The organism is Bhargavaea cecembensis (assembly GCF_000826125.2).
Taxonomy (GTDB): domain Bacteria; phylum Bacillota; class Bacilli; order Bacillales_A; family Planococcaceae; genus Bhargavaea; species Bhargavaea cecembensis_B.
In genome coordinates this window covers 1,889,052-1,915,283 of record NZ_LN651373.1, presented here as the reverse complement: position 1 = coordinate 1,915,283, position 26,232 = coordinate 1,889,052, and the positions used below count along the sequence as shown (strand labels likewise).

At 56.2% G+C, this 26,232-nt stretch carries 21 protein-coding genes; 12 read left to right on the top strand and 9 right to left on the bottom strand.

The annotated features are described in order from the left end of the window. The first annotated feature begins 209 nt into the window (after positions 1 to 209). From BN1189_RS16305 to helD, 4 genes are all read left to right on the top strand, one after another. Entirely contained in the window at positions 210 to 332 is a 123-nt protein-coding gene (locus BN1189_RS16305; protein WP_218922852.1) for a cytochrome C oxidase subunit II, read from the top strand. Between the two features lie 18 nt (positions 333 to 350). Beyond that, entirely contained in the window at positions 351 to 824 is a 474-nt protein-coding gene (locus BN1189_RS14930; protein ID WP_040229115.1) for a cytochrome c oxidase subunit II, read from the top strand. Then, entirely contained in the window at positions 821 to 2,473 is a 1,653-nt protein-coding gene (locus BN1189_RS14925; RefSeq protein WP_040229113.1) for a b(o/a)3-type cytochrome-c oxidase subunit 1, read from the top strand. Before BN1189_RS14930 ends, BN1189_RS14925 begins: the two co-directional genes overlap by 4 nt. 248 nt (positions 2,474 to 2,721) lie before the next feature. After that, positions 2,722 to 4,950, top strand: a complete 2,229-nt coding sequence (gene helD / locus BN1189_RS14920) for an RNA polymerase recycling motor HelD (protein WP_040229112.1) — start codon at positions 2,722 to 2,724, stop codon at positions 4,948 to 4,950. Position 4,951: 1 nt separating this feature from the next. Here helD and BN1189_RS14915 read toward each other — a convergent pair whose 3' ends face one another. After that, on the bottom strand, positions 4,952 to 5,209 hold the full coding sequence (locus tag BN1189_RS14915; protein ID WP_257125428.1) for a DUF5658 family protein: 258 nt from the start codon (positions 5,207 to 5,209) through the stop codon (positions 4,952 to 4,954). Positions 5,210 to 5,460: 251 nt separating this feature from the next. On the opposite strand from BN1189_RS14915, the gene BN1189_RS14910 reads away from it, so the two are divergent. Together BN1189_RS14910 and BN1189_RS14905 are read left to right on the top strand one after the other, a co-directional pair. Then, complete coding sequence (locus BN1189_RS14910) at positions 5,461 to 6,324, top strand: endonuclease/exonuclease/phosphatase family protein (protein ID WP_052455900.1); 864 nt, start codon at positions 5,461 to 5,463, stop codon at positions 6,322 to 6,324. 139 nt (positions 6,325 to 6,463) lie between these two features. Then, a complete protein-coding gene (locus BN1189_RS14905; RefSeq protein WP_040229110.1) occupies positions 6,464 to 7,051 on the top strand; it encodes a histidine phosphatase family protein in 588 nt (195 codons plus the stop codon). Positions 7,052 to 7,165: 114 nt separating this feature from the next. Here the strand turns inward: BN1189_RS14905 and BN1189_RS14900 are convergent, their stop codons facing one another. Then, positions 7,166 to 7,666: a metallophosphoesterase family protein gene (locus BN1189_RS14900; protein WP_040229109.1), complete on the bottom strand. Its 501-nt coding sequence runs from the start codon at positions 7,664 to 7,666 to the stop codon at positions 7,166 to 7,168. 26 nt (positions 7,667 to 7,692) lie between these two features. Then, positions 7,693 to 9,753 carry a thioredoxin domain-containing protein gene (locus BN1189_RS14895; RefSeq protein ID WP_040229108.1) on the bottom strand — a complete coding sequence of 687 codons (2,061 nt, stop codon included), beginning with the start codon at positions 9,751 to 9,753 and terminating at the stop codon, positions 7,693 to 7,695. Positions 9,754 to 9,977: 224 nt separating this feature from the next. Between BN1189_RS14895 and BN1189_RS14890 the strand changes: the two genes are divergently transcribed. Further along, the gene (locus tag BN1189_RS14890; RefSeq protein WP_040229107.1) at positions 9,978 to 10,724 is read left to right on the top strand and encodes a MerR family transcriptional regulator; all 747 of its coding nucleotides are present in this window, start codon (positions 9,978 to 9,980) and stop codon (positions 10,722 to 10,724) included. 93 nt (positions 10,725 to 10,817) lie between these two features. Continuing rightward, on the top strand, positions 10,818 to 12,356 hold the full coding sequence (locus BN1189_RS14885; RefSeq protein ID WP_082194288.1) for an APC family permease: 1,539 nt from the start codon (positions 10,818 to 10,820) through the stop codon (positions 12,354 to 12,356). A 50-nt stretch (positions 12,357 to 12,406) separates the two neighbouring features. Here BN1189_RS14885 and BN1189_RS14880 read toward each other — a convergent pair whose 3' ends face one another. Then, entirely contained in the window at positions 12,407 to 13,711 is a 1,305-nt protein-coding gene (locus BN1189_RS14880; protein WP_373604628.1) for an NCS2 family permease, read from the bottom strand. Positions 13,712 to 13,830: 119 nt separating this feature from the next. After that, positions 13,831 to 15,645 carry an oligoendopeptidase F gene (pepF, locus tag BN1189_RS14875; RefSeq protein ID WP_040229104.1) on the bottom strand — a complete coding sequence of 605 codons (1,815 nt, stop codon included), beginning with the start codon at positions 15,643 to 15,645 and terminating at the stop codon, positions 13,831 to 13,833. Positions 15,646 to 15,811: 166 nt separating this feature from the next. On the opposite strand from pepF, the gene BN1189_RS14870 reads away from it, so the two are divergent. Then, positions 15,812 to 17,059 (top strand): cytochrome P450, encoded by a 1,248-nt coding sequence (locus BN1189_RS14870; RefSeq protein ID WP_040229103.1) that lies wholly within the window; start codon positions 15,812 to 15,814, stop codon positions 17,057 to 17,059. A gap of 118 nt (positions 17,060 to 17,177) precedes the next feature. Then, entirely contained in the window at positions 17,178 to 17,666 is a 489-nt protein-coding gene (locus BN1189_RS14865) for a PaaI family thioesterase (protein WP_040229101.1), read from the top strand. Between the two features lie 768 nt (positions 17,667 to 18,434). Here BN1189_RS14865 and BN1189_RS14855 read toward each other — a convergent pair. Further along, positions 18,435 to 19,052, bottom strand: a complete 618-nt coding sequence (locus BN1189_RS14855; protein ID WP_040229099.1) for a DUF3298 and DUF4163 domain-containing protein — start codon at positions 19,050 to 19,052, stop codon at positions 18,435 to 18,437. Positions 19,053 to 19,192: 140 nt separating this feature from the next. Between BN1189_RS14855 and BN1189_RS14850 the strand changes: the two genes are divergently transcribed. Continuing rightward, on the top strand, positions 19,193 to 20,875 hold the full coding sequence (locus BN1189_RS14850) for a formate--tetrahydrofolate ligase (protein ID WP_040229098.1): 1,683 nt from the start codon (positions 19,193 to 19,195) through the stop codon (positions 20,873 to 20,875). 28 nt (positions 20,876 to 20,903) lie between these two features. Here BN1189_RS14850 and BN1189_RS14845 read toward each other — a convergent pair whose 3' ends face one another. Continuing rightward, a complete protein-coding gene (locus tag BN1189_RS14845) occupies positions 20,904 to 21,509 on the bottom strand; it encodes a hypothetical protein (protein ID WP_040229096.1) in 606 nt (201 codons plus the stop codon). Between the two features lie 445 nt (positions 21,510 to 21,954). Continuing rightward, positions 21,955 to 24,213: an ATP-binding cassette domain-containing protein gene (locus BN1189_RS14840; protein WP_218922855.1), complete on the bottom strand. Its 2,259-nt coding sequence runs from the start codon at positions 24,211 to 24,213 to the stop codon at positions 21,955 to 21,957. 115 nt (positions 24,214 to 24,328) lie between these two features. Here BN1189_RS14840 and BN1189_RS14835 point away from each other — a divergent pair, with 115 nt between their 5' ends. Continuing rightward, a complete protein-coding gene (locus BN1189_RS14835) occupies positions 24,329 to 24,910 on the top strand; it encodes a uracil-DNA glycosylase (protein ID WP_040229092.1) in 582 nt (193 codons plus the stop codon). 49 nt (positions 24,911 to 24,959) lie between these two features. Here the strand turns inward: BN1189_RS14835 and ilvA are convergent, their stop codons facing one another. Then, a complete protein-coding gene (gene ilvA / locus BN1189_RS14830; RefSeq protein ID WP_040229091.1) occupies positions 24,960 to 26,228 on the bottom strand; it encodes a threonine ammonia-lyase IlvA in 1,269 nt (422 codons plus the stop codon). Positions 26,229 to 26,232: the final 4 nt, after the last annotated feature.

Here is a 26,232-nt window from a genome sequence, read left to right as displayed (position 1 = left end):
CGATTACACCCGGCCTCGCTCCGCTAACGCTCGACCGTCCTCCGATTACACTCACCTTCGCTCCGTTCACACTCACCTCACTCATCGTATTTTTTGTCCAATTTTCAACAGAAAATCTGATTTTATTGAAAAGGGAGTGATAAATATCACAGTGGGAGGGTATAGGCGGATTTAAGATAGGAATATAGAAAAAGGACGGAGGGTGGACGATGAAGAAAGGCAAAAACCCGCATGAAGCGGATCTGCGAGGAACATTGATCAGCGTGTTCATCGTCGGTTTCATCATCATCGCGATGTGGGCAATCGTTTACGGCATGTATGTAGCACTATAGGAAAGGAGAGGAACCCGCATGCATCTGCATAAGTTTGAAAAGATCTGGCTCGCGTTCGGAATCATTACATTGCTTGTTTTCCTGGGGATTGTCGGCGTCACCGCATTCGCGCAGGGCCAGACACCGGCCGGCGGACTGGATACGATCGATCCGGACAAAGTGGACACCACTGCCCCGTTCGATAAACCGGGCGTCCGGAAGATCGACGACAACACGTACGAAGTCGTGATCAAGGCAATGACCTACGGCTATGAACCGGCTGAAATCAAAGTCCCGGCCGGCAAGGAAATCCGCTTTACCGTTACAAGCAAGGACGTTGTGCACAGCTTTACGATCCCTCACACGAAAGTGAACATGATGGTCGTACCTGGGCGGATCAGCCATAAGAGCTACACGTTCGACAAGCCCGGCAAATATTTGACCATCTGCAATGAATATTGCGGAACGGGCCACCATTTCATGTACACGGAAATCGAGGTGTTTGAGGAATGATCGCAAACTCTGAACGGAAGCTCGCTTTATCGAATATCGCCGTTGCGTACACCGCGTTCCTGATCGGGACATTCTGCGGACTTATTCAAGTATTCATGAGAAATGACCGGTTGGAACTGCCGGCCTGGCTGGATTATTATCAAGTATTGACGGCACACGGCGTGCTGCTTGCCCTCGTTTACACGACGTTCTTCATCTATGGATTCCTGATCACGGGCATGAGCAAGTCGCTGGGAAGCTTCGGTCCGAAAGTGCGTCTCTGGTCCTGGATCGGATTTTTTGTCACATTGATCGGTACTGTCGGGGCAACGGTCGAAATCATCTCCGGCCGTGCCAGTGTCCTTTATACATTCTACGCACCGCTGAAGGCGAGCGGCTGGTTCTATGTCGATCTTGCGCTCCTGATCATCGGCACATGGATCATGAGCTTCGCGCTCATCGGCCATTATATGCAATGGCGCCGGAAGAACCCGGGCGTACTGAGTCCGCTGTTTGCGTTCATGACGATGGCGACATTCGCCCTCTGGATCATCAGCTGCCTCGGCGTCGTGGCAGCCGTACTGTTCCAGTACATTCCTTGGGCATTTGGCTTCGTCGACACGATCAACGTCGAACTGAGCCGCGCACTGTTCTGGTATTTCGGGCACCCGCTCGTCTACTTCTGGCTGCTGCCGGCCTATATGGCCTGGTATCTCGTCATTCCGAAACTCGTGGGGACGAAAGTGTTCAGCGACTCGCTCGCCCGGCTGTCATTCCTGCTGTTTATTTTGTTCTCGATCCCTGTTGGCTTCCACCACCAGCTCAGCGAGCCGGGCGTGGCGGATTTCTGGAAATTCTTGCAGGTGACCCTCACATTCATGGTCGTCATTCCAACGCTCATGACGGCGTTCTCCCTGTTTGCGGTGTTTGAAACTTCAGGACGCCGGAAGGGTGCAAAGGGGCTCTTCGGTTGGGTCGGCAAGCTGCCTTGGGGCGATATCCGCTTCACATCGATCTTTATCGCCATGGTATTCTTCATCCCGGGCGGAGCCGGCGGCATCATCAACGCCAGCTTCCAGCTGAACGAGTTCATCCACAATACACTCTGGGTCGTCGGGCACTTCCATATTACGGTCGGAACGCCGGTCGCCATGACATTCATGGGAATTTCGTTCTGGCTCATTCCGTACTTGACGGGCCGCACGCTCGGAAAGACGACGCAAAAGCTTGCCTATGTCCAGATCGGATCCTGGGCGGTCGGCATGATCCTCATGTCGACGGCTCAGCACATTCTCGGCCTGATGGGCGCTCCGCGGCGCACACAGTACTCGCACTATAATGATAATCCGACAGTGCTCGCCTGGTTCGATGGCTTCTTCACCAACACGGGGACGATTGCCATCGGCGGAACGATTCTGTTCTTCTCGGCCATGCTTCTGATCGTGATCGTCCTGAGACTCTGGTTCGTGGAACCGCGTTCCCTGGAAAACGACCTGTATGCGGAATTCCCGATTGCGGAGAGCGACGCATCCGCCACACCGAAATGGCTGGAAAACTGGTGGATCTGGATCGGCATCGCCCTTGCGCTGATCATCATCGCCTATGCCATTCCGATCACGCACCTCATTCAGGATGCCCCTCCGGGATCCAAAGGCTTTATCAACTGGTAAGGAGATGAGCACATGTTCCTGATGCTTGTGGCATTCATGATCGTCATGATCATTATCATGGTAATCGCCATGGAAGTCGGTTCAGAGAAGAAATAGTATCATGAGATTATTTGCGAAGCAGGCGGAGAAGGTGATTTCTCCGCCTGCTTTTTAGTGCGCGGAACATGTGCTGGCCGTTGAAGGGGCCGTTTCCAAGTGGTACAATGCTTATCTATTTAGGTTCGCATCAGCCGAAGGAGGGGATAGGCATGTCTGCGAAGGATCATCCGGACTATGAGTCGGAGGCGGAACGGCTCGACTATACGAAGGAGTATATGGAGAAGCTGCTCGGCGAGACGGAACGGGAAGCAGAAATATCCAGGGAGAACATCCGCCAGGCGATCGGAGACGCGGAGCATCTGGATTCCAGTCAGAGCTATATCAACATCCTGACGAATGCCCGGTTTTTCGAAATGGCCGCTTCACAGAAGGAAGGGCTGGAGGCAATACGGCAAAGTCCATACTTTGCACGGATTCATTTCAGAAAAGAAGGGGAGCCGTCGGAGCTGCTGTATATCGGGAAGACGTCGCTGTTCCACCGGGAGACGCAGGATCCGATCATCGTGGACTGGCGGTCTCCGGTTGCCAACGTTTATTATGACGGACGGCTCGGGGATGTTTCCTATGAGGTGAACGGAGAGGAAAACGAAGGATATCTGTTTGCCAAGCGGCAATACAAGATCGAGCAGGGGGAGCTCCGGGATATCCGGGACATCGATTTGACGACGAACGACGAACTGCTTCAGGAGGCGCTCGCCGGCAAGGCGGATGTCCGGCTCACCGAGATCGTCTCGACGATCCAGCAGGAGCAGAACGAGATCATCCGGGCCAATCTCAAGCGGCCGGTCATCGTCCAGGGGGCCGCGGGGAGCGGCAAGACGACGATTGCACTCCACAGAATCTCTTATTTCCTTTATACACTCGGGGCTGATTTCCCCGCGGAAAAGCTGATGATCCTGGCGCCGAGCCGGCTGTTCATCGGCTATATTGCGGATGTGCTGCCTGAGCTCGGGGTGGGATGGATCAAGCAGACGACTTTCCCGGAGTATGTGCTCGCGGCAACGGGGCTGAAGCTGAAACTGGCCGATCCCGATGAAAAACTGGCGATTCTCGCCGAACACCGAACGGGGAGCGATGAGGCGATTTCGATCTCCCGGCTGAAGGGCTCCCTCGAGTACCGGGACCTGATGAACCGGCTCGTCCGGATGATCGAGCGGGAAACGGCGGAGCTCTTTGACGACGTGTATATCGAGAAATACCGGATCATCCGGAAAGAACGCCTGCAGCGTTTGTTCATGAAGGAATTCGCTTATTTGCCGCTCCAGAAGCGGCTCGACCGGATCCGGACGATCCTCAAGACTGAAGTGAGGCGCAAACTGAAGGAAATCCTCACTTCGCTGACCGGGCGGTATGAACAGGCACTTGACAAGGCGCTGTTCGGAATCCGCGACGAGGAACTGCGCAAGACGAAAACAACCCGGCTCATCGACGAACGGGACGCGCGGCTTCCGGCGATCCGGGCGGAAGGGAAAAAGACCGTCGCCGCCTATATGAAGCGATTCAAGCGGTTTGACGTAAAAAAGCGGTACAGATTGTGGCTGACGGACCCGGAAACGATGGCCCGGGTTGCGCGGGGGTGGACGGAAACGGAGCGGAACCGGTTCAGGGAAGCGCATGTCCGGGAGCGGTGGGAAATCGAGGATCTGGCGGCGCTGTACTGGCTTCATTCAAAGCTCATCGGCGTGGACGAGGCATGGAAAATGCGTGCGGTGTTCATCGATGAGGCGCAAGACTACGGTGCCTTTCAGTTTGCGGCGCTCCGGGAAGGGCTCGGCACGGATATGTTCACGATTGTCGGGGACCTGGCGCAGGGCATTCATTCCTACCGGTCCGTGACCGGATGGGAGACCGTCCTCGGACTCTTTCCGCGCGCCGCGTTCAGGACCTTGCAGAAAAGCTACCGGACGACGGTCGAAATCATGAATGCGGCGAACCGGATGCTTGCGAAGCTGGACGAAGACCTGCCGCTCGTCGAACCGGTCGTCCGGCACGGGCGCGAACCGGAAATCCATCCCGGGGATGTGTTCGACCCCGGCCAGGTTCTCCGGATCGCGGGGGAGACCAGGGAGCGCGGACACCGGTCTGTCGCCTTGATCACGAAAACGTCGAAAGAAGCCGCCGCCATGCAGCTGTCGCTCCGCGAACTGGATCCTGCCGTGCGCCTGCTCGACGGGGAGTCGGATCCCGAACAGGACGGCCTGCTTGTCGTGCCCGGGCATCTGGCCAAAGGACTCGAGTTTGACGCTGTCCTCATCGCGGCATTCGACTATTCGTTCGGCGGATCGGAGATCGACCGCAAGCTGCTGTACGTGGCGATGACACGTCCGATGCACGAGCTCCATCTGATCGGAAATTTTAAAGATCTTCTGGGGGAATGAATTACATGGAAACGATCCAGACAGCATGTAATAGAAGAACGGAACTGTAGGCACAGAGGGCGGCCGCCAGCAGGAAGCGGACAGTTGCGGAGGACCGGACTTTCCCGATCATGGCGACCAGTAGAACGGGCAGCGCAATTTTGATGAACAGGAAAGCCGCCGGGGAGAATCCGTAAAGTCCGGCCATGAGGGGATTGGCTTCTTCAATGATGCCTGCCCGTAGTCCGAGCGACGTGAATAATGCATCCGCAAAAGACAATAATAACAACAGGATCGCAGGGTGAAGCCATGCTTTGTCCAGACGAATGACCTCCTTTTACGCTCTTAGTATCCGCTTTGAAAACAAGCTTTATTCGATTCGGAATTGCAAGGAAGTTGACGAATTGGTGACAGCGGGCCAGCCGTCTTTACAATCCTTAACGTTAGGCTTACACTTCCTAAATGTTCGCCGGTTATAGTGTGGATGAAGATGAATCGACAACCGGTGATCACCCAAAAGGAGAGATCAAGATGATTGGCGACACAGCCGGCTGGCCCGGCCGGCAACACCCGACAGATAAAAACCAGGGAATGAACACGATCCGCGTGATGTCGTTTAATATGGCCCACGGAATGGGGATGGACGGGCACGTCGATCTCCGCAGAACGGCCGAGGTCATCCGTGCATCCGGCGCGGACATCATCGGTTTGCAGGAAGTGGATCGCCATTTTTCCGCCCGGAGCGGCTTTGCGGACCAGGCAGCCCTGTTGGCGGAAATGCTCGGCATGCAATACGGATTTGGCGCGAATGTGATTCAGCCGCCGCTGGAACCGGGCAAGCCGCACAGAAAATACGGCAATGCCGTGCTCAGCCGCTTCCCGGTCAAGTATGCGGTGAACCACCCGCTCACACCCGCCGGGGAAAACGGGGAAGATCCGGAACCGAGAGGCATTCTTGAAACATTCATCGATCTTGGCAGCACCTACCTCAACTTTTTCAGCACCCATATGAGCCTGAGCGACCAGGCATTGCGCCTTGGCGTCAGCCGCCTCTTGAAGCTGACCGGAAAGTCGCCGTTCCCGACGATCGTGACGGGCGACTTCAACGCGGAGCCGGCACATCCGTCGATCGCCGCGATGGACGAGCGATTCAACGACGTGTTCCGCAAATCCGAACTGGGCCTGGTGCCGACGTTTCCGGCACGCTCGATTGAACTGGAGAGCGGGAGACGGACAGAGCCGTGTGCCAAGATCGATTACATATTTGCCGACTTGTCGCAGACGGTCCGCAGGGCGGATGTAATCGACACGGCGGTATCCGATCATTTGCCGATCATGGCCGATCTGTCGGTGCTGTCGACTTTAAGGAACGACCAGTCGGAAGAAGCCAGATGATAGGATTGAAATAGGGAAGGGGCTGCAATCGCAGCCCTTTTTTCATGCTTCCGGGAGCGGGGAAAGAAGGTAAAACAGGCCGATACCCCGAAAACTACTCACTAGGCCCGAAAGAAACAGAACGGTTGGAGGGAACAACATGAAAGAAATCGGTTTTGTCCGACACGGGATCACCGAATGGAATAAAGAGCGAAGATGGCAGGGAGGAACGGACATTCCGCTCGACGAGGAAGGAGTGGCGGAAGCACGCCGGGCAGCCGTGCGGCTAGCGGAAGAAGGATGGGAGATCATGTATTCGAGTCCGTTGATGCGGACACGACAGACAGCGGAGATCATCCATGAAAAGATTCCGGATATCCGCCTGCTTTTCGACGACCGGCTGAAGGAAGTGAGCGGCGGTCAGGTGGAAGGCACGACGGAAGAGGAGCGCGTCCGAATGTGGGGCGCCGGCTGGAGGGCCCGCTCCGCAGAATACGGCATGGAGACGGACGAGGCGATGGTCGCCCGTGGGATGGCTTTTCTGGAAGACATCCGGAAGCGTCCGGAAGACCGGGTGCTCATCATCACCCACGGCGGATTCATCGCCCGTATGCTTCGCGCCCTCACGCCGGAGCGGCAATACACGGAGCGGATCCTCAATACGTCCGTGACCGTCGTCGAACTGCATGAAGACCGGAACCTGTGCACGCTTTATAATTGCGCAAAGCATCTGCAGAAACAGGGCTGAGACCCGCTCGCGGTCTAAAGCCGCCCGCTCGCGGCTAAAGATACCCAGTCGGAAATCCGACACGAAAAAACCGGCAGGGAAGCCGTCTCCCTGCCGGTTTTTCTATGTGCCTGATTATCGTTTGCTGTCGTAGAAGACATGCCGGGGCCGCGGATCTCCGTCGCCGGTTTCCAGGACACCGAAAGAAAACTGCGGCTGCCTCCGCTTGTCCGTCGGAGAGCCGGGATTGAACAGGAGGATGCCGTCCCGTTCTTCCATGAACGGGATATGGGAATGGCCGAACAGGATGAGGTCGGGCCGTTCATCCTTGAAAGCATCCAGTGCGCGTCCGGGTGTCGTTCCGCCCGTTCCGTCCCCGTGGACGATGCCGATCCGGAGGCCATCAAGCGTCAAGAGCTTCTTCCGGCCGAACTGCTTTTCGATTTCCGGCGGGTCTGTGTTGCCGGCGACGCCATCCACCGGTGCATACCGGGAAAGCTCGTCCGCCAAATCGAGCGTCTGCCAGTCGCCCGCATGGAGGATGAAGTCGGAAGTCTCCAACTCCTCGGCAAGCCGGGGCGGAATCCGTTTCGCCATCCGGGGCATATGAGTGTCGCTGATCAGGATGATCTTCACGGAATCCCTCCTTTCGACAGTCCGGTTCAATCGAGTCCGAGTGCTTCTTCCGCGGCTTCGATGCCGGTCACGGGTGCATGGCATGCATGGTTTTCACAGATGTACACCGATACGGGCTGTTCGCTGTCCGTCTTTCCTTCAAGCAGGGCGGACAGCGGTCCTTCACGGTTTTCGGTCGTCCCTTCGGCCCAGACATCGAACGGCAGGAACGCCGACCGGAGCTGATCGAGCAGATCAGTGCGATCTTCCGGACTGCTGCCGGTGACGACGATCTCGCGTCCGCCGGCTTCGAAAGCCATCCTGGCCATCAAAAGCGTGAGCGTGCCGTTCGGGTATTGTCCGGCTTCGCCTGAAAATTCCCGGATGATCGATTCGGAACGGCGGATCCAGCGCTCGTCCGCCGTCAGTTTGCCGAGCCGCCACAGCTGTATGGCCGCCACGCCGTTTCCGGAAGGGAGGGCGCCGTCCAGAATGTCCTTTTCACGGACGAGAAGGGTTTCGCCTTCCTTGTCGGTGAAATAGAAGCCGCCTTCACCGTCCGTGAATCGCTCTTCAAGCAGCTCCGCCAGCCGGACGGCGTGCCCGATAAACTTGTCTTCGCCGGCGGCCTGATGAAGTTCGATCAGCCCCCAGATGAGATAGGCATAGTCGTCGAGGTATGCGTGGTACTTCGGCTCTCCGTCGCGCCACCTGGCGAAGAGGAGGTGGCCGTTCCACAGATGCTCTTCGATGAACTGTTCGGCCTCGACGGCCATCCGGATCATTTCATCGTCTTCGAATGCCGCCCCCGCCTTCGCGAGCGCCGCGATCATCAGTCCGTTCCATGAAGTGAGGATCTTGTCGTCGAGATGCGGGTAGACCCGGGACTCCCTCGCCCCCAGTAGCTTCGGGATCGACTCCGAAAGGATGCGCTCCACTTCATCGTCGCTGATGCCGAACTCCTCGGTGACATCCGACAGGTCGAGGCCGACCATGTTCGGGATGCTTTTTCCTTCAAAATTGCCGCCGGGCATGATGTCGTAGACGGCACAGACGATCTCCGCGTCCCGTTCATCCAGCACTTCGTGAACCTCCTGGTCCGTCCACAAATAATATGTCCCTTCCGCCCCTTCGCTGTCCGCGTCGATCGCCGAATAAAAACCGCCTTCCGGGTGCGTCATCTCGCGGCGGATGAATTGTGCGAGGTCGGCGACAATGCCGGCGTACCGGGGTTCTCCCGTCATCTGCCACGCCTCGGTATACGCCATCATGAGCATCGCCTGGTCATACAGCATCTTTTCAAAATGGGGGACGAGCCAGTACTCATCCACCGAATAGCGGGCAAAGCCGGATCCGAACTGATCGTAGATGCCGCCGCTCGCCATCGCATCGAGCGTCCGGTCAGCCATTTCGAAGGCTTTCGGCTCGCCGTGCCATTTGCTGTAGTGGAACAGATAAAGCAGCTGATGGGGAGAAGGGAATTTCGGTGCTCCGCCGAACCCTCCGTGGACGCCGTCAAACAGCCGGGCGAGCTGGCCGAACCCCTGGTGAAGAACCGTCACCGGTACGTCGCCTCCGGAAGTTTCGGGCCGGACTTCGAGCGCTTCCTTCACGCGGTCGCCGATCTCCCGGATCCGTCCGGGTTCGTTCCGGTACACATCGCGGACCTGCGGGAGAACGTCCATCATGCCCGGCCGTCCATACGCACTCTCTTTCGGGAAATATGTCCCGACATAGAACGGCTTCTGGTCGGGAGTTAGGAACGCATTGAGCGGCCAGCCGCCCTGGCCGGTCAGCTTCATGCAGGCATCCATGTAAATCGCATCGATGTCCGGCCGTTCCTCCCGGTCCACTTTGACGGGGATGAACGACTCGTTGATCACCGCGGCCACTTCCGGGTCTTCGAACGATTCACCCTCCATGACATGGCACCAGTGGCAAGTGCTGTATCCGATCGAAACGAAAACCGGTTTGTTTTCGATGCGGGCCCGCTCAAAAGCCTCGGTCGACCATTCCAGCCAGTTCACCGGATTCCGGGCGTGCTGAAGAAGATAAGGCGACTTGGATTTGATCAGCCAGTTGAATTCGTTCGAGTAGCGTTCTTTCATGAATGGCTCCGTCCTCTCCTCGTGGTTCCTTCCTTTTCGACCGGCCGGCTGTGTTTCCGCCGGTTTCAGCCGAAAGGAAGGACGTACTTGTATTGTACCCGAACGGGAAAGGTTAAAGCCGCAGACGGGAAACTGCTCAATGTCTGCGTTTTATTTAATACATGTTGACCCTGACGCAGCGTCAGGGTATATGCTTGATTCATCAAGGAAAGGGGAGGTGCTCCGTGCCAAGGAAAGTGAAAGAAGCCGCGGATCTTGCCGGCGTCAGCGTCCGCACTCTGCATCATTATGACCGGATCGGGCTGCTCGTGCCGGCGGCTGTTTCAGAGGCCGGTTACCGGCTGTATGGGGAAGAGGATCTGGACCGGCTCCAGCAGATCCTGTTTTTCAGGGAGCTCGGTTTTCCGCTCGAGAAAATCAAGGAAATCCTCGATAGTCCGTCATTCGACCGAAAGGAAGCACTTGAGCTGCAGCAGAAAGCCCTGATCGAGAAACGCGAACGACTCGGCCGGATGATCGGCACAATCGACAAGACCATTCAAAGCCTAAAAGGAGAGATTAAGATGAATGAACAGGAGAAGTTTGACGGATTTGATTTCAGTAAAAATCCGTACGAAGAGGAAGCGAGAAAGAGATGGGGAGATGAGCCGGTCGACCGTCAGAATGAAAACCTTCAAAAAATCGGTAAAGGCGGCCGGGAAGAACTGGGAAGGGAAATGGATATCCAGTTCCGGAAACTCGCGAGTCTGATGCAGCTTCCGCCGGATTCCGAAGAGGTCCAGCAGGCGGTCGCGCAGTGGCATGACATGCTGAACGGCATGGGCTACACTTATTCGCCGGAAGCCTTCAAGGGCCTCGGGCAACTGTATATCCAGGACGAACGATTCACGGAAACAATGGACGGATACGGCGAAGGATTCGCCCGGTTCATGGCGGACGCCATGGAAATCCGTGCGGATCGTCTCTCGTAAAAGAAGCCAAAACCCGGAAAATATTTTCCGGGTTTTTGGTTTTTATTATTCCGGCATAGGGAATGAAGTGAGACAACAAGGGAGTGAGCATCTATGGAAACTGGCAGAACTTCAACGGCAAAAGGGGAAGGACCCCGAAGACGGAAGCTGGAAAAATCACTCAAGCCATCCTGGGTTTTCGCGATTGCGCTCGGATCCTCGGTCGGCTGGGGGGCGTTCATCCTGCCGGGCGACTGGATCCGTGAGGCCGGACCCGCCGGAGCCGTGATCGGCCTGTTCCTCGGCGCACTCATCATGATGGTGATCGCCTCCAGCTACGGTGTCATGATCAAAGAGCATCCGGTATCGGGCGGCGGCTTCACGTACGCCTATCTGGCCGCCGGGAAAACATGGGCATTCCTTTGCGGCTGGTTCTTGTCGCTCGGCTACATCTCGATTGTCGCACTGAATGCGTCCGCATTCACATTGCTTCTGAAATATTTGATGCCCGGCTTCATGAAGCAGGGATATTTATACACGGTGGCCGGTTGGGACATCTATATTCCGGAGGTGGCGATCGCCTCGGTCTTGCTCATTGCGTTTGCATTTTTGAATTCGACCGGTGCGAGTGTGTCGGGCCGCCTGCAGTTCTGGTTCAGTGTCCTGCTCGTGGCGGGTGTGTTCATCCTTGGTGCGGTTACATTCGGCATTGCAGATGAGCCGATCGCCAACATCGGTTCCCTGTTCAGCGGGAATGTATCGCCGTTCGTCTCTGTCCTTCTCATCCTCGCCATCGCCCCGTGGGCCTATGTCGGTTTTGATAATGTGCCGCAGGCGGCCGAGGAATTCAACTTCTCCCCGAAGAAAGCCACGACGCTGATCGTCGCATCGCTTTTCACTTCATTCATGATCTATGCCGTCATGATCGGGCTCACCGCTTGGACGTTCCCGGGAACCGCAGGCACTGGCGGAGAATTGTGGGCAACCGGCAGCATCGTCTCTTCGGCACTGGGCAAGACCGGACTGTTCGTCATGTCGGTCGCCATCGTAATGGGGATTTTCACGGGACTCAACGGGTTTTACATGTCGTCGAGCCGGCTGCTGTTCTCGATGGCCCGCGCCCGTGCGCTGCCCGCAGTCTTCCGCAAGACCGCAAAGGGAAGCGGCGTGCCGGTATGGGGGATCTGGTTCGTCACGCTGATTACGCTGCCTGCGATGTGGCTCGGACGCCCGGCCCTGTCCTGGATTGTCGACATGTCTTCGACCGGCGTATCAATCGGCTATTTCTTCGCCTGCTTTGCCGCCTATAAAGTACTGGCCAAGAAGAAGCGAGAAGGGAAGGGGCAGGCGCCGCTGAAGTCGGTCCTCGCCTTGGTCGGCATGGCTTCGAGCATCGGCTTCCTCGCCCTCCTCCTCATCCCTGCCTCTCCGGCATCCTTGACGCTGCCTTCCTACCTGCTGCTCGGCGGCTGGGCACTGGCCGGAATCGCGTTCTATGCATTCATGAGAAAATCGTACTTCTCGCTCAGCAAAGAAGAAACGGACTACTATATGCTCGGCAAAGAACCGGAACCGGAAAAGCCGGCCGGAAAATCGAAACCGTTGCCGGGCCTCCCGGAAGTGAAAAGAAAGCCGGTGGAAAAACCGGTTTAAGCACAGTAAAAGCGCCGCCGGGTGTTTCCGGCGGCGCTTCGTTTGTTCATTCATATGAGGTTCACGGCGAAGTTCAGCAAGAACAAAAAGGCGATAATGTAAAGCGGCGGCGCAACTTCCCGTCCCCGTCCGCTTGACAGTTTCAGGAGCGGGTACAAGATGAACCCGAACGCAATCCCGTCCGCAATGCTCTGGGTGAACGGGATCATGGCAATGAGGAAGATGGCCGGGAAGGCCTCGGTCGGATCGTTCAGATCGATGTTCCGCACATTCTGCACCATGAGTCCGCCGATGATGAGGAGGACCGGAGCGATCGCGTTGTCCGGGATGAGATGGATGAACGGAAGGAACAACAACGAGGCCAGGAACAGGATTCCCGTTACGATCGCTGTAAGTCCCGTGCGTCCGCCCGCCGCGATAGCCGCTCCGGTTTCGGCAGTTGAAACGGTCGGACTCGTTCCGAACAGACCGGACAGCATTGCGGAAACCGAGTTGGCCTGGAAGGCTTTCTTGAACTTTTCCGGATGTCCCGAGGAGACGGTATGCGCCTGCACGAGGCCGATGTTCTCAAAGACAACGACCATCGTCAGTGAGAATGTCCCGACGACGAACGCCGCCGACAAAATTCCGTCAAACGACATGGCCGCAAACACATCACCGTAAGAGGAAATGGCCGGCGCTGCATCCGCCTTGACGGGGAGCACTCCAAAAAGGGCGGCAAAGCCGGTACCGGCTAGGATGCTCCAAAGGAAATGGCCGTTCACGTTGCGCAGGAACAGGACGATTGCGATAAGGAACGTCAGAAGAGTCGCAATCACCGCGGGATCCGCCAGGTTGCCGAGCTCGATGATGGAATTCGTACCGCGTTCGATCAACCCGCCTTTTTCCAGTCCGATGAAGATGAGGAACAGGCCGAGCCCGACGGTAATCGCTTCTTTCAGCGATTGCGGGATCGCCCGGTTCAGCACGCCCGCCAGGCCGGTGAAAGCGATAATTGCGAACAGGATCCCCGAAATGAATACGAGCCCGAGTGCTTCCTGCCAGCTCATCCCCATCGATCCGACGAGCGTGTACGTGAACATCGCATTGATGCCCATCCCCGGAACGAGCAGGATCGGCGCATTCGCCCAAAGTCCCATGATGAGGCAGCCGGCAAATGACGTGACGATCGTCGCCACGACGGCACCGTCCAGCGGCAGCCCCGCCTCGGACAGGATGAAGGAGTTCACGGCGATGATGTACACAATCGTGAAGAACCCGATGAGCCCCGCCATCACTTCACGCCTGATGTTCGTGTCGTGACCTTTTAAATCAAAGAAGTCTTTTTTAATCAATTGTTCATACCTGCTATTCAGTTATCCCTCTCCCACCCGCTTCACCCCGGATAGGGGCAAGCCACAATCACTTATTATACCCCATTTCCGGACGCCTATCAAAAATCCCCTCCCGGAAAGGGGAGGGGACGGTACGGTACTTATTTCGCTTTAGTCATTTCAATTTCTTTCGTAAGCTCTTCCAGCTGGTCGACGAGGCTGCCGATATAGGCGATCGTGTCGCGCAGCGGCTGTTCGGTCGTGATGTCGACGCCCGCCATCTTGGCAAGTTCGACCGGTGTTTTCGTGCCGCCGGCCTGGAGGACTTTGAGCCAGTCCTGAACGGCCGGTTCGCCTTCTTCAAGAATCCGCTTGGACACTTGCGTGGAAACGGTGAGCCCGGCGCTGTATGTGTACGGATAGAGGCCCATGTAGTAGTGCGGCTGGCGCATCCACGTCAGTTCCGCACCTTCTTCGATCGTCACGTCTTCTCCCCAGAACTCTTCCAGAACACTGCGCTTGAGTTCATTCAGGATGCCGGCATTAACGCTTTCGCCTGCATCGATGCGCTCGTACACTTTGCGCTGATAGGCCGCTTCCAGCAGATGGGTGACGAAGTTGTGGTAATACGTTCTGGCAACGATCGATGCGATCACCCAGCGCTTGAAGCGGGGATCATCGGAAGTCTCCAGGAGATGGTTCGCCATGAGCATCTCGTTCATTGTCGACGGCGCCTCGATGAAGTAGAGCGACGGGCGGGCATTGAACACGCCCTGGTGATTATGCGCATTGTAGAAGTGGCCCGCGTGGCCGAGCTCGTGCGCCAGGACGAATACATCTTCCATGCTGCCGGTCCAGGAGATGAGGATGTAAGGATGCACGCCGTACGGGCTCGAGCAGAAGGCACCCGTCGATTTCCCTTTGTTCTGGGCAAAGTCGGTCCAGCGCTCATCATACGAACGCTTCAGCATGTCCGCATAATCGTCGCCCATGACGGACAGCGCGTCAAAGATGTATTTCTTGGATTCCTCGATTGTGATTTTCGGCTCGTAAGACGGATCAAGCGGAACTTTGAGGTCCGCAAACGTCATCCGGTCAATGCCGTGCACACCCTTGAGCAGCTTTGCATATTTGCGCATATGCGGGGCGAGTTCGGACATGATCAGGTCAATCTGGCGGTCGTACAGCTCGCGATCGACTTCCTGGTCGAACAGCAGCGACTCGAAAACGTCCTTGAAGCCGCGGAGATCGGACGTTGTCTTCTCAATCTGCAAGTGCGTGTCGTATGTTTTCGCCGTCGTGTGCTGGTATTCGGCCAGTTTGTCGTAGAAAGACTTGAATGCGGCCCGGCGTTTTTCGGTGTCCGGATCCGTTTCCCACTCGCCTTCGAACAAGTTATAGCTGTTCGGGAACGACTCGCCGTTTGCCTCGAAGTCCGGGAAGTTGATGTCGACGAGTTTTGTCACGTTATACAGATCATAGGGTGCATCGAATGTCGATCCGAAGGCGGCGAGTGTCTTCTCGACTTCCGGATGGAGACGGTGCGGCTTGAAGCGGAGAACGTTGTTCAGATAAACACGGAAATCTTCCGATTGATCCATCGCGGATTTCAGTTCCTCTTCGGGCAGCTCTGAAAGCTCGCTTTCAAAAAAGCTGACCGTTGCACCGATTTTTGACATGACTGAACCGAACTTGGCCGCCCGCATTTGTGAATCGCTGTTTGTCTGGTCCTCACTTTGGAGAAGGCTGACATAGGTGCCGGCCGGAATGATCTTTTCGTAAGCTTTTTCATAGTCCTTGAGCGCTTCAAGTGCGCTCGCGGCATCGGTTATTTTGCCTTTGTACTTTTCGGCAAAAGCGGCTGCGCCTTCTTCGATTTCCTTGAGGCGTGCATCGTAGTCGGCATTCGTTTTGAACAAGTCTTCGAGATTCCATGTTTCTTCGAGCTTCACTTCTGAACGCGGAATTGCGGACATGGTGTTTCCCCCTTAATGTTACGATTGTCGAACTAATTGTATTATATTTCACACATTATTGAAAGTGAATAGCAAACTTTCTGAAAGACGGAATTCGAAACATGTTAATAAAAGGGGATATGGGGAATACAGAGGAGGAAGTATGTGAAAAGGACGAGGTGTAAAGATGACAAAAGAAATTCCGAAAGAACGAGGCATCGATCATACATTCAGCCTCCTGACCGAAGGTTACAACTATGTTGGAAAACGGATGAGCGGCATGGACACCGACATATTTGAAACCCGGCTGCTGGGCAAGAAAATGATAATCATGACCGGACGCGATGCAGCGGAATTGTTTTACGATGAAACAAAGTTCAAGCGGGAGGGCGCTCTTCCGCTCCGCGTTCAGAAGACGCTGTTCGGCGTGGGCGGCATCCAGACAATGGACGGGCAAAAGCACAAGATCCGGAAAGCGATGTTCATGTCGCTCATGTCAGATGAACGGCTCGGTCTTTTCAGGACAATTGTCAAAGAAGAATGGGATCGCAAGGGACATGAGATGGAGCGCAAAGGCGAGGCGGTCCTGTTCGACGAATCGGAGGAACTGATCCTCCGTGCGATCTGCCGCTGGACGGGCGTTCCGCTCACCGATGTGGAATCATGGAACCGGGCCTACGACATCGGCTCCTTGATCGATGCGGCCGGCGGTGTCGGCAAGCGGTTCAGGGTCGGCGAAGACGCCCGGCCCCGGACGGAGGCCTGGCTTGAGGAAGTCATCCTGGCCGTGCGGGAAGGCAGGCTTGAGACAGATCCGGAATCCGCCGCACATGTGGTCGCTTTCCATCAGGAATCCGGAGAGTACCTGGATGCGCATATGGCGGCGCTCGAGCTTCTGAACGTAATCCGGCCGGCAGTGGCCGTGGCCCGTTTTGTTGTCTTCGCGGCCCTCGCGCTCCATGACTTCCCGGAGTGGAAGGAAAAGCTGAACACCCAGAAAGACCTCAATAACTTCGCCAATGAAGTCCGCCGTTTCTACCCGTTCACCCCGTTTCTCGGTGCCATCGCGAAGAAGGACTTTGAATGGCACGGCTATGAGTTCAACGAAGGGGAGACGGTGCTCATGGACTTCCACGGGGTGAACCGGGATCCGCGGCTATGGGAAGAGCCCGAGCAGTTCAACCCCGATCGGTTCAACGACTTCACGGACGATCGGTTCACGTTCATTCCGCAAGGCGGCGGGGATCCAAACCACGGACACCGTTGCCCGGGCGAACCAGTGACGGTCATCATTATCGAAGAGAGCATCCGCTTCCTAGTAAACGGTCTGGAGTACAACGTGCCGCAGCAGGATTTGATGATCAACATGGTCCGGATGCCGACGCTCCCTGCGAGCCGCTTTGTAATGGACCGGATCAAAGTGAAAGAAGACTGATACCTAAAGGAAAAGCCGCAGAGATGCGGCTTTTCTGATTGGAGAAATTAAAAGGAAAAAGGGATGGGAATGTCGAAAGAGAGTAAAATGGGGGGGTTTTTGAACAGGAGGGGATTGTATGAAGGAAGAGAAAGTGGTGCACGCAATTCAGGATGAATACCCGGACGACTTCGCCTGGTGCTATGGATGCGGCAGAAAAAATGCGAAGGGCCACCATTTTAGGACAGGTTGGGACGGGGACCGGACGGTCACTTATTATGATCCGGCTTCAGATGAACTGGCGCTGCCCGGTTTCGTGTATGGCGGCGTGATCGCATCGCTCATCGACTGCCATGGGACCGGATCGGCTTCGCTCGCCCTTCACCGGAAGAACGGCCATGAACCGGGGAACGGAGAGGATCCGCCGAGATTCGTCACGGCTTCCCTCCACGTGGATTTTAAGAAGCCGACACCGCACGGGAAGATTCTCAAGGCCATCGGTGAAGTGGAGGAAATCCATCCGAAGAAATTCAAAGTTTCCGTAGAAGTGGAGGCGGACGGGGAGGTTTGTGCGACCGGAGAAGTGGTGGCCGTCGTCATGCCCGCCACGTTCCTGGAGCAGCGCTGAAATATAGCGGACACATGAGAAGCCGCCCGATCTGATGATCGGGCGGCTTCCTGCACACGGAAAATTCGCTTTGATTCACTGCGCTTGACGATCACTTCCACAATCACGTCTTTGCAGATGCACGGCCAAAACTGCCGTTTTGCCTTTCCGGCTAGAGGTGTCAATTCGTTGACCACCGTTTCGCAGTCAGGCGTTCAAGTGCACTTTTACAAAAAACTTACTGCTGACAACAATCCAGATCCGCCGTCCTCCTGGTTTCCATTGGCACCATCTCCTGAGTCCTTGCATCGACTGTCCGGATCACTCCGGTCGTTCTTTGCACGAAAACGTCGGCTAGGCCGGTCCGCTTCCTTGTGTCCTCCTGGTGTCCATCGTCTACCATCCCCTGAGTCCATTGCATGGTCTTTCCCGGAATTGCTCCGGTCATCCTCTGCGAGACGGGCAATTACTTGGGTCCGTCTTCTTTTGTCCTCCTGGTGTCCATAAATCGCATCATCCTTTGATGATTTGCCTCTTGTTCCATTGACAAACGGCTGCGATCCTGCTGACATTGTCCTGACGTTCATGCGGCGTGTCAGTGAAGCAAATTTTCCGCCAAGGCTGTGCAAATCTCCTGATCCGTTCCTTGGACGGCGTCGCCATCCGGAACTTCAAAAGGTGTTCCGCCTTGTACAGGTACTTTACCCGGTGCGATTAATGGTAAACATACCTATCTAAAATTATTTTGATTTTTTGTTTCCGGGCAGGACAACCGGAGAGACGATCGTTTCAAAAAGGCAGCAGCCTGGAAAGGAGGCTGTTGTTTTCGATTGCCGGCTCCAGGTCTTTCAGCGGAACGGGGAAATAGGGGAAGCCGTATACGTAGGCGGTGAGTTCATACAGCTGGAAAAAGACGGTCAGCGAGTGGTCGGCGATGTAGAAATCCTGATCATCCGTGATACATTCGAACGGCTCCAGCAGATCGATGTCCCAGTCTTTGATCAACCGGGCGATTTCTTCGGACAGCCGTTCCCGGTAATCACTGCCGGGCTTAAACAATTCATCCAGGCGGTAAAGCCGACCGGTATGAACGTCGAACGTAAGTCCTTTTGCGATCGTCAGGCCGTGGGCACCCCCTGTGAATGAATAGACGGACAGAAGGAGGCTCAGGACACCCCGCTCATTCGTCTTGATTTCAAAGTAGCCGGTCATTTCCTGAAGGTTGTCGTTGCCGTATCCGAGTTCCTGCATGATCGAGCCGAGGCTCTTCACAATTTCCAGATTGATTCTGCTCTGGGCGACAGGATTTGCGAGACGGCCCACTTGCTGATAGACGACATTCACTTTCGGCCTGGACATCCGGATGGGATGACTGATGATCGTGACGGGCAGCTCGATCGGATTCATCCTTTCAAGAAAGTCTTTTATCACTATTGAATGCAGCTATGCGGAACGGCGCCACCGAATTGTCAGAACAACGGCCGAAGAAATAGCGTGAAGAGTGTATACTAATAGTAGGAAGAAGAAATTCGGAGGGGGAGACGGCAATGAGGAGGACGACTGAGCAACCGCTGACGGATTTGGAGATCGCCCGGAGAGCGGAAATCCGCCCGATTGGGGAAATCGCGGAAAAAGCGGGCATTCCGGACTTGGCGCTGGAACCGTACGGCCGGTACAAGGGGAAGATTGATGTGGACCGGCTGACGCAAAAGGAGGAGTCCGGCAAAGTCGTCCTTGTCACGGCGATCAGCCCGACGCCCGCCGGCGAGGGGAAGTCGACGGTGACCGTCGGACTGGCGGACGCTTTTTCGCTGCTCGGTGAAAAAACCATGGTGGCGCTGCGGGAACCGTCGCTCGGCCCGGTGATGGGCATGAAAGGCGGAGCGGCAGGCGGCGGGTATTCGCAAGTCTTGCCGATGGAGGAAATCAATCTTCACTTCACGGGAGACATCCACGCGATCACCACCGCGAATAACGCGTTGGCGGCATTGATCGACAATCACCTTCACCAGGGCAACGCACTCCGCATCGACCCGAGGCGCATCACGTGGAAGCGGGTGCTCGACATGAACGACCGGGCGCTCCGTCATGTAACGATCGGTCTCGGCGGTCCTGCGGGCGGCATTCCCCGGGAGGATGGATTTGATATCACGGTCGCTTCAGAGATCATGGCTGTCCTTTGTCTGGCGAACACGCTGGATGACTTGAAAGAGCGGCTTTCCAGGATCGTGATCGGCTATACGTATGACCGGGAGCCGGTGACGGTGAGGGATCTTGGGGCTGAAGGCGCCCTTGTCCTGCTGTTGAGGGAAGCATTCAAGCCGAACCTCGTCCAGACAATCGGCGGTACGCCGGCACTCATCCACGGCGGTCCGTTTGCGAACATTGCGCATGGCTGCAACTCACTCATCGCCACGAAAACGGCGAAGAGGCTGGCGGATGTCGTCGTGACAGAAGCCGGGTTCGGCGCGGATCTCGGTGCGGAGAAATTCATGAACATCAAAGCACGCCAGGGTGACTTCAAGCCGGACGCGGTCGTGATCGTTGCTACGGTGCGCGCGCTTAAAATGCACGGTGGCGTTCCGAAGGCGGAACTTGCGTCGCCGGATGCGGAAGCGGTGAAGAAGGGAATGCCGAACCTGGCGCGCCACGTAGAAACGATCCGGGCGTTCGGCATCGAGCCGGTCGTCGCCCTGAACCGCTTCACGGCGGACACGGAGGAAGAGCTCGGGACCGTCCTGGCATGGTGCCGGGAAAACGGTGTCCGTGCAGCCGCGGCGGATGTGTGGGCGCAGGGCGGGGAAGGCGGCAAGGAAGTCGCCCGCCTCGTGCTCGACCGGCTCGGCGAAGGCAATGAGTTCCATCCGCTGTATGATGAATTCGACCCGTTTGAGAAGAAAGTCGCCACGGTCGTTCAACAAGTGTATGGCGGAGATGGTGTCCAATTCACGGACAAGGCACTCAAGCAACTTCAGGAGATTGAGAAGCGAGGCTGGGACATCCTTCCGGTCTGCATGGCAAAAACCCAGTATTCCCTAACCGATAATCCTGCGGTGATGGGCCGTCCGGAAGGTTTCGTCGTGACGGTGCGTGAGCTCATCCCGAAACTCGGGGCCGGGTTCATCGTCTGCCTGACCGGCGACATCATGACGATGCCGGGCTTGCCGAAAAAGCCGGCGGCAATGAATATGGACGTTGACCGCGAAGGACATGCGGTCGGTCTGATGTGATCAGTAAATAAATGAAAACCGGTCCCTATCAAGCGGGACCGGTTTTCGTTTGTTCGGCTTCAATGAATGACGCAATCCGGACGGCTGCTTCCCGGGCGGTGATCCCATTGTTGTCCAGTCTCAGATAACGGGCTTCCGGCACGGTTTTCTCCACTTCGCCGGGGAGGGAGTGAAGCCTGTGTTTCTCATGGCTGCACAGCAGTTCATTTTTGGAGAATTCCAGATTCTGTTTGGACGGTTTCGCTTCAAGCCGGCTTTCCATCGTGTTGCGGGCCAGACGGGTTTCAAGCGCGGCTTCGAGCTCGATGATATACACGTCGCCGCCCGCACCGGTGAAAAGATCGCTCACTTCCCGGAGAAACCGATGATCGCCCTCCTGGTTGAAGGCGACAACAACCGTGAAAATAATGCCGTCGGTCAAGTTGGACCCTTGGTTTTCCGCAAACGCTCGAAACAGCGCCTTCCTCGTTTCATCCGACAGGCGGAATGTCTCTTTTCCGTATCCGAGAAACTTGGCGAACAAATCAAGCGTCTCGTGATTGAACAGCAGCCGGGCATCGATCATGCCCTCAAGTTCCCGGCCGACAGACATCTTCCCGACCGCCTGTGGGCCGATGATCATCACCAACTTCATGTGAGCTTCCTCCGTTTCTTCCGATGCGAATGGTGTCAGGTTCTCTGTAGGAATCCTACTCAGAAAGAAAAGACATCCGCGAGACCGCTGCATTGAGTGCGAAGAGCTGAGACGTTAATTATCTATATAAGTTGAGATAAACAATCTTCATCCCGTCGATTTCCGTTTCAGGCGGACGCTTTCCGTGGGCACGGCTTCAGCCGGCGCCAATACGAAGGTTGGCGTCTGCGCTCAAAAGCGAAGCGTTGAGCGGCAAAGCTCTGTCTGCGCCCAAAAGCGATAGCGTTGGGCGGCATCGCGGGGTCTTCAGCTCGCGCTGTTCCCGCTGGAGTCGCCGCCTTCCACTCCAATCACTACATACAGTGCACACTATTTATCTCAACATATATAAACCAAAACGTTATTTATCCAGGGACATAGATGCCATCCGCGCACCGTCAGCCGGTCAGTTCCCGAGGAGGCTTTCCTCCACGTATGGCCGGGTGACGGAGCGGGTGCTTTGCAGCATCTCGCCGGGTGTTCCTTCAAACAGTACATTGCCGCCGGCTGTTCCGCCGCCGGGGCCCATTTCGATCACCCAGTCGGCCTGCTTGATAACGTCCAGTCTGTGTTCGATGAGGAACAGGCTGTTTCCTTCGTCCACCAGATGGTTGAACAGGTCCATCAGTTTCCGGATATCATCAGGATGAAGGCCTTCCGTCGGCTCGTCCATGATGAACAGCGTGCTTTTTTCATCCAGGTGGCTGGCTAGTTTGACGCGTTGCAGTTCGCCTCCGGAAAGCGTCGACATCGACTGGTTCAGATGGAGGTAGCCGAGTCCGACCCGGTTCATGGAGACGAGCCGCCCGGTGAACGGCCGGCCGTCGAAAAATTGGATGGCTTCGTCGACCGACAAGTCCATGACGTCCGCAATCGTCTTGCCGTCCAGCTTATACTGGAGGACGTCCGGGGCGTAGCGCGTCCCGTTGCAGACCTCGCACTCCGTCTCGATCGGATCCATGAAATGCATGCCCGTCACGATGACGCCTTTGCCGTTGCACGCCGGGCAGGCGCCTTTCGAGTTGAAACTGAACAGGGCGGGACTCACTTTGTTTTCCTTTGCGAACAGGGACCGGATGTCGTCTGAAATATCAAGGTAGGTGGCCGGGGTGGAGCGGGAAGTCGATCCGATCGCTTTCTGGCCGATCGAAACAAGCGGACCATCCCAGCTTTTCCTGAATTGCTCCATGAGCGAGCTTTTGCCCGAGCCGGCGACTCCCGCCACGGCGGTCAGCACGCCGAGCGGGAGGTCGACCGTGACATCGTTCAGATTATGAATCGAGGCATGCTCGAGCCGGTACCAGTCCTTCGGCTTCCGCGGGTTTTCCTTCAGGGGGACGTTCCGGCCAAGCGACTTTCCGGTGAGCGTGTCCGCTTCCAGCAGGCCTGCATAGCTGCCGGTGAACATCACTTCGCCGCCGTCGGTTCCGGCGAACGGTCCCATATCAATGATGTGATCGGCAAGCCGGATGACTTCCGGATGGTGTTCGACGATGAGGATCGTGTTGCCATGATCGCGGAGCTTCAGGAGAGACTGTTTCAGCCGTTCGATGTCCGCATAATGTAGCCCGGCGCTCGGCTCGTCGAACACATAGACCATGTCGGCGAGCGCGGAGTTGATGTATTTGGCGATCTTCGTCCGCTGGGCTTCGCCGCCTGAAAGCGAATTGACGCCGCGGCCGAGCGTCAGGTAGCCGAGACCGATCTCGTCCAGCGCAGAAAGCCGGGAGACCAGCTCTTTTTTCAGGTCCCTCGCCACAGGGTCCTCAATGTTACGGATGAATCCAACCAGGTCGGCGATCGGCATGTCGGACAAGTCCGCGATGCTCCGGCCGCCGATTTTGCAGCTCCGCACTTTTTCATTCACCCGCGTCCCGCCGCACTCGGGGCATTCATATGTGGTGACAATTTCATCGAGCAGCTTCTGATGCCGCTTGCCTTCCTTCTGGGTGATGACACTCCGGTACATGCGCGGGACGATGCCTTCAAATTTTGCCGATTTCGGCCAATTGCCGGGCGGGTTCTCAAGCTTGATCTGCGGCGAATAAAGAAAGAGATCCAGTTCTTCCGGGCTGTAGTCACGGATCTTCTTGTCCAAGTCGAAAAGTCCGCTGTAGGCGTAACGCTTCCAGCGCCAGGCGCCCGTCGTGAAGGCGGGGAAGTTGATGACCCCTTCATCGTTGAGGGATTTGTTGAAGTCGACGAGCTTATGGACATCAAGGTCCGTCACTTCGCCGATCCCTTCGCATCTCGGACACATGCCGGATGGATGGTTGAACGAGAATGCATCCGAATAGCCGATGAACGGCCGACCGACACGTGAGTAAAGCAGGCGCAGCAGCGCATAGATGTCGGTGTACGTGCCGACTGTCGAGCGGGAATTGGAGGCGGGCTTTTTCTGGTCGAGGACGATTGTGACCGGCAAATTCACGATTTTGCCGACATGGGGCCGGCCGTATTTCGGCAGATACTGCTGGACAAAGCTCGGGAATGTCTCGTTCAGCTCCCGTCTCGATTCCGCCGCAATCGTATCGAGGCAGAGCGAGGACTTGCCGGAACCCGACACGCCGGTGAACACGGTGATCTTCTTTTTCGGGATTTCAACAGACACGTTCTTCAAGTTATTCTCATTTGCATTGATGATCCGGATTTCTTCATCTTTGATGGACGTCATGCGCAACCCTCCTTAAAAGGACCATTTTATCATTTTTGGCTTCCGCCCGATGAACGTTTTCACTTTTGCCGGGGACGGGTACCCTGAGTACAGGGAGTGATGGAAAATGGAATCGTTTTGCCCAGAGATCTGGCCGGAAGATCCGACACCGGCAAGCGAGCTGGATTGCAAGGAATGCGGGCTCTATAAGCAAGGAACCCGGATGGTATGGGGAGAAGGGAATCCGGAGGCCCCCATCATGATCATCCTCGACAACCCGGGGGCGCGCGAAGACCGGGAAGGGAATCCGATGGTGTGCGGCACCCGCCAAACGCTTCAGCGGGCCATCCACGAAGCCGGCCTCGAAAAAGAGCAGTTTTATGTCACATACATTCTAAAAAGACGGCCGGTCCGGAAGTACGATAAAGAACAGACACGCGACATTTGCATGCACCGGCATCTGGACAAACAATTGAAAAAACATCGTCCAAAGCTCATTGTATGCCTCGGAAATGTCGCCGTCCAAACGTTCTTCGGGGATCCGGAAGCGGAAGTGAAGGGGATGCGGGGCAATTGGCACGAGGTGAAAGGCTATGAGACTGCCGTGGCTTATCACCCGCTGGCCGTCAGGCGGCGCCCGAACCTGTACAAGCTGTTCCTGGAAGACATGCAGCTGGTCAGGAGCAAACTGGAATCAGGGCAGACTTAATCAACCATAAACGAAAGCTGTCCGGCTTTAACCGCCGGACAGCCAAGAATCAGATCAGCAGCCCGAACAGCGTGCTGTCTTTGTTCACTTCATTGAACGGAAAGCCGAGTGCATGCATGCGACGGATGAGCCCGTCGTAGTCTTCCTTATGCTTCACTTCAATCCCGACGAGCCCCGGGCCGTTTTCCTTATTGTTCTTTTTTGTGTATTCGAATGTCGTGATATCATCATCCGGCCCAAGAACATGGTCCAGGAACTGGCGGAGTGCGCCGGCGCGCTGCGGGAATTCAACGATGAAGTAATAAAGGAGTCCTTCATGGATCAGGGACTTTTCCTTGATCTCCTGCATGCGACCGATGTCGTTGTTGCCGCCGCTGATCACGCAAACGACCGTTTTGCCTTTGATCTCTTCCCGGTGTGCATCGAGCGCCGCAATCGGGAGCGCACCGGCCGGCTCGGCGATGATGGCATGCTCGTTGTACAGATCGAGGATCGCAGTACATACTTTGCCTTCGGGAACCGGCGTGATGTCATCGACGTACCGGCTGCAGATGTCGAACGTGAGGTCTCCGGGCTTTTGGACCGCTGCACCGTCGACGAATTTATCGATGGAATCGAGCCGGCACACCGAACCTTGCACAAGCGATGCCTTCATGCTGGCGGCACCCGCCGGCTCGACGCCGATCATCCGGGTGGAAGGGGAGACATGCTTGATGTACGTCGCAAGTCCGGACATGAGCCCGCCGCCGCCGATCGAGGCGAACATATAGTCAACCGGTGATCCGATATCGTTCAAAATCTCGACAGCGACCGTTCCCTGGCCCGCAATCAGGACCGGATCGTCGAAGGGATGGATGAACAGCCGTCCGCTTTCTTCTGTATAGGCGAGCGCGCTGGCGGACGATTCATCGAATGTATCCCCGGTCAGGATGATCTCCACATGATCACGTCCGAACATCTTTACCTGATTGATCTTCTGCTTCGGAGTGGTCTGGGGCATGAAGATCTTCCCGTCGATGCCGAGCTCTGCGCAGGCGAATGCGACGCCCTGCGCATGGTTGCCGGCGCTCGCGCAGACGATGCCTTTCCCGCGCGCCTCCTGTTCGACAGATTTGATCTTGTAAAATGCCCCCCGCAACTTGAAAGAGCGGACATGCTGAAGATCTTCCCGCTTGATGTAAATGTTGCACCCGTATTTCTCCGACAGCCGCTTGTTCAGCTGTAAAGGGGTATGGACGACGACTTCCTTCAGCATCTGGTTGGCGATGAGGATGTCCTCCACCTGGACCGTCCGCGTTTGTTCATTTGTTGCTGGCATCTTA

Coding starts and splice junctions, on each gene's coding strand:
- ilvA (WP_040229091.1), bottom strand. CDS start 26,228: ATGCCAGCAACAAATGAACAAACGCGGACGGTCCAGGTGGAGGACATC.
- BN1189_RS14895 (WP_040229108.1), bottom strand. CDS start 9,753: ATGAAAGAACGCTACTCGAACGAATTCAACTGGCTGATCAAATCCAAG.
- BN1189_RS16305 (WP_218922852.1), top strand. CDS start 210: ATGAAGAAAGGCAAAAACCCGCATGAAGCGGATCTGCGAGGAACATTG.
- BN1189_RS14910 (WP_052455900.1), top strand. CDS start 5,461: ATGATTGGCGACACAGCCGGCTGGCCCGGCCGGCAACACCCGACAGAT.
- BN1189_RS14930 (WP_040229115.1), top strand. CDS start 351: ATGCATCTGCATAAGTTTGAAAAGATCTGGCTCGCGTTCGGAATCATT.
- BN1189_RS14905 (WP_040229110.1), top strand. CDS start 6,464: ATGAAAGAAATCGGTTTTGTCCGACACGGGATCACCGAATGGAATAAA.
- helD (WP_040229112.1), top strand. CDS start 2,722: ATGTCTGCGAAGGATCATCCGGACTATGAGTCGGAGGCGGAACGGCTC.
- BN1189_RS14870 (WP_040229103.1), top strand. CDS start 15,812: ATGACAAAAGAAATTCCGAAAGAACGAGGCATCGATCATACATTCAGC.
- BN1189_RS14850 (WP_040229098.1), top strand. CDS start 19,193: ATGAGGAGGACGACTGAGCAACCGCTGACGGATTTGGAGATCGCCCGG.
- BN1189_RS14835 (WP_040229092.1), top strand. CDS start 24,329: ATGGAATCGTTTTGCCCAGAGATCTGGCCGGAAGATCCGACACCGGCA.
- BN1189_RS14855 (WP_040229099.1), bottom strand. CDS start 19,052: ATGAATCCGATCGAGCTGCCCGTCACGATCATCAGTCATCCCATCCGG.
- BN1189_RS14885 (WP_082194288.1), top strand. CDS start 10,818: ATGGAAACTGGCAGAACTTCAACGGCAAAAGGGGAAGGACCCCGAAGA.
- BN1189_RS14925 (WP_040229113.1), top strand. CDS start 821: ATGATCGCAAACTCTGAACGGAAGCTCGCTTTATCGAATATCGCCGTT.
- BN1189_RS14865 (WP_040229101.1), top strand. CDS start 17,178: ATGAAGGAAGAGAAAGTGGTGCACGCAATTCAGGATGAATACCCGGAC.
- BN1189_RS14845 (WP_040229096.1), bottom strand. CDS start 21,509: ATGAAGTTGGTGATGATCATCGGCCCACAGGCGGTCGGGAAGATGTCT.
- pepF (WP_040229104.1), bottom strand. CDS start 15,645: ATGTCCGCAATTCCGCGTTCAGAAGTGAAGCTCGAAGAAACATGGAAT.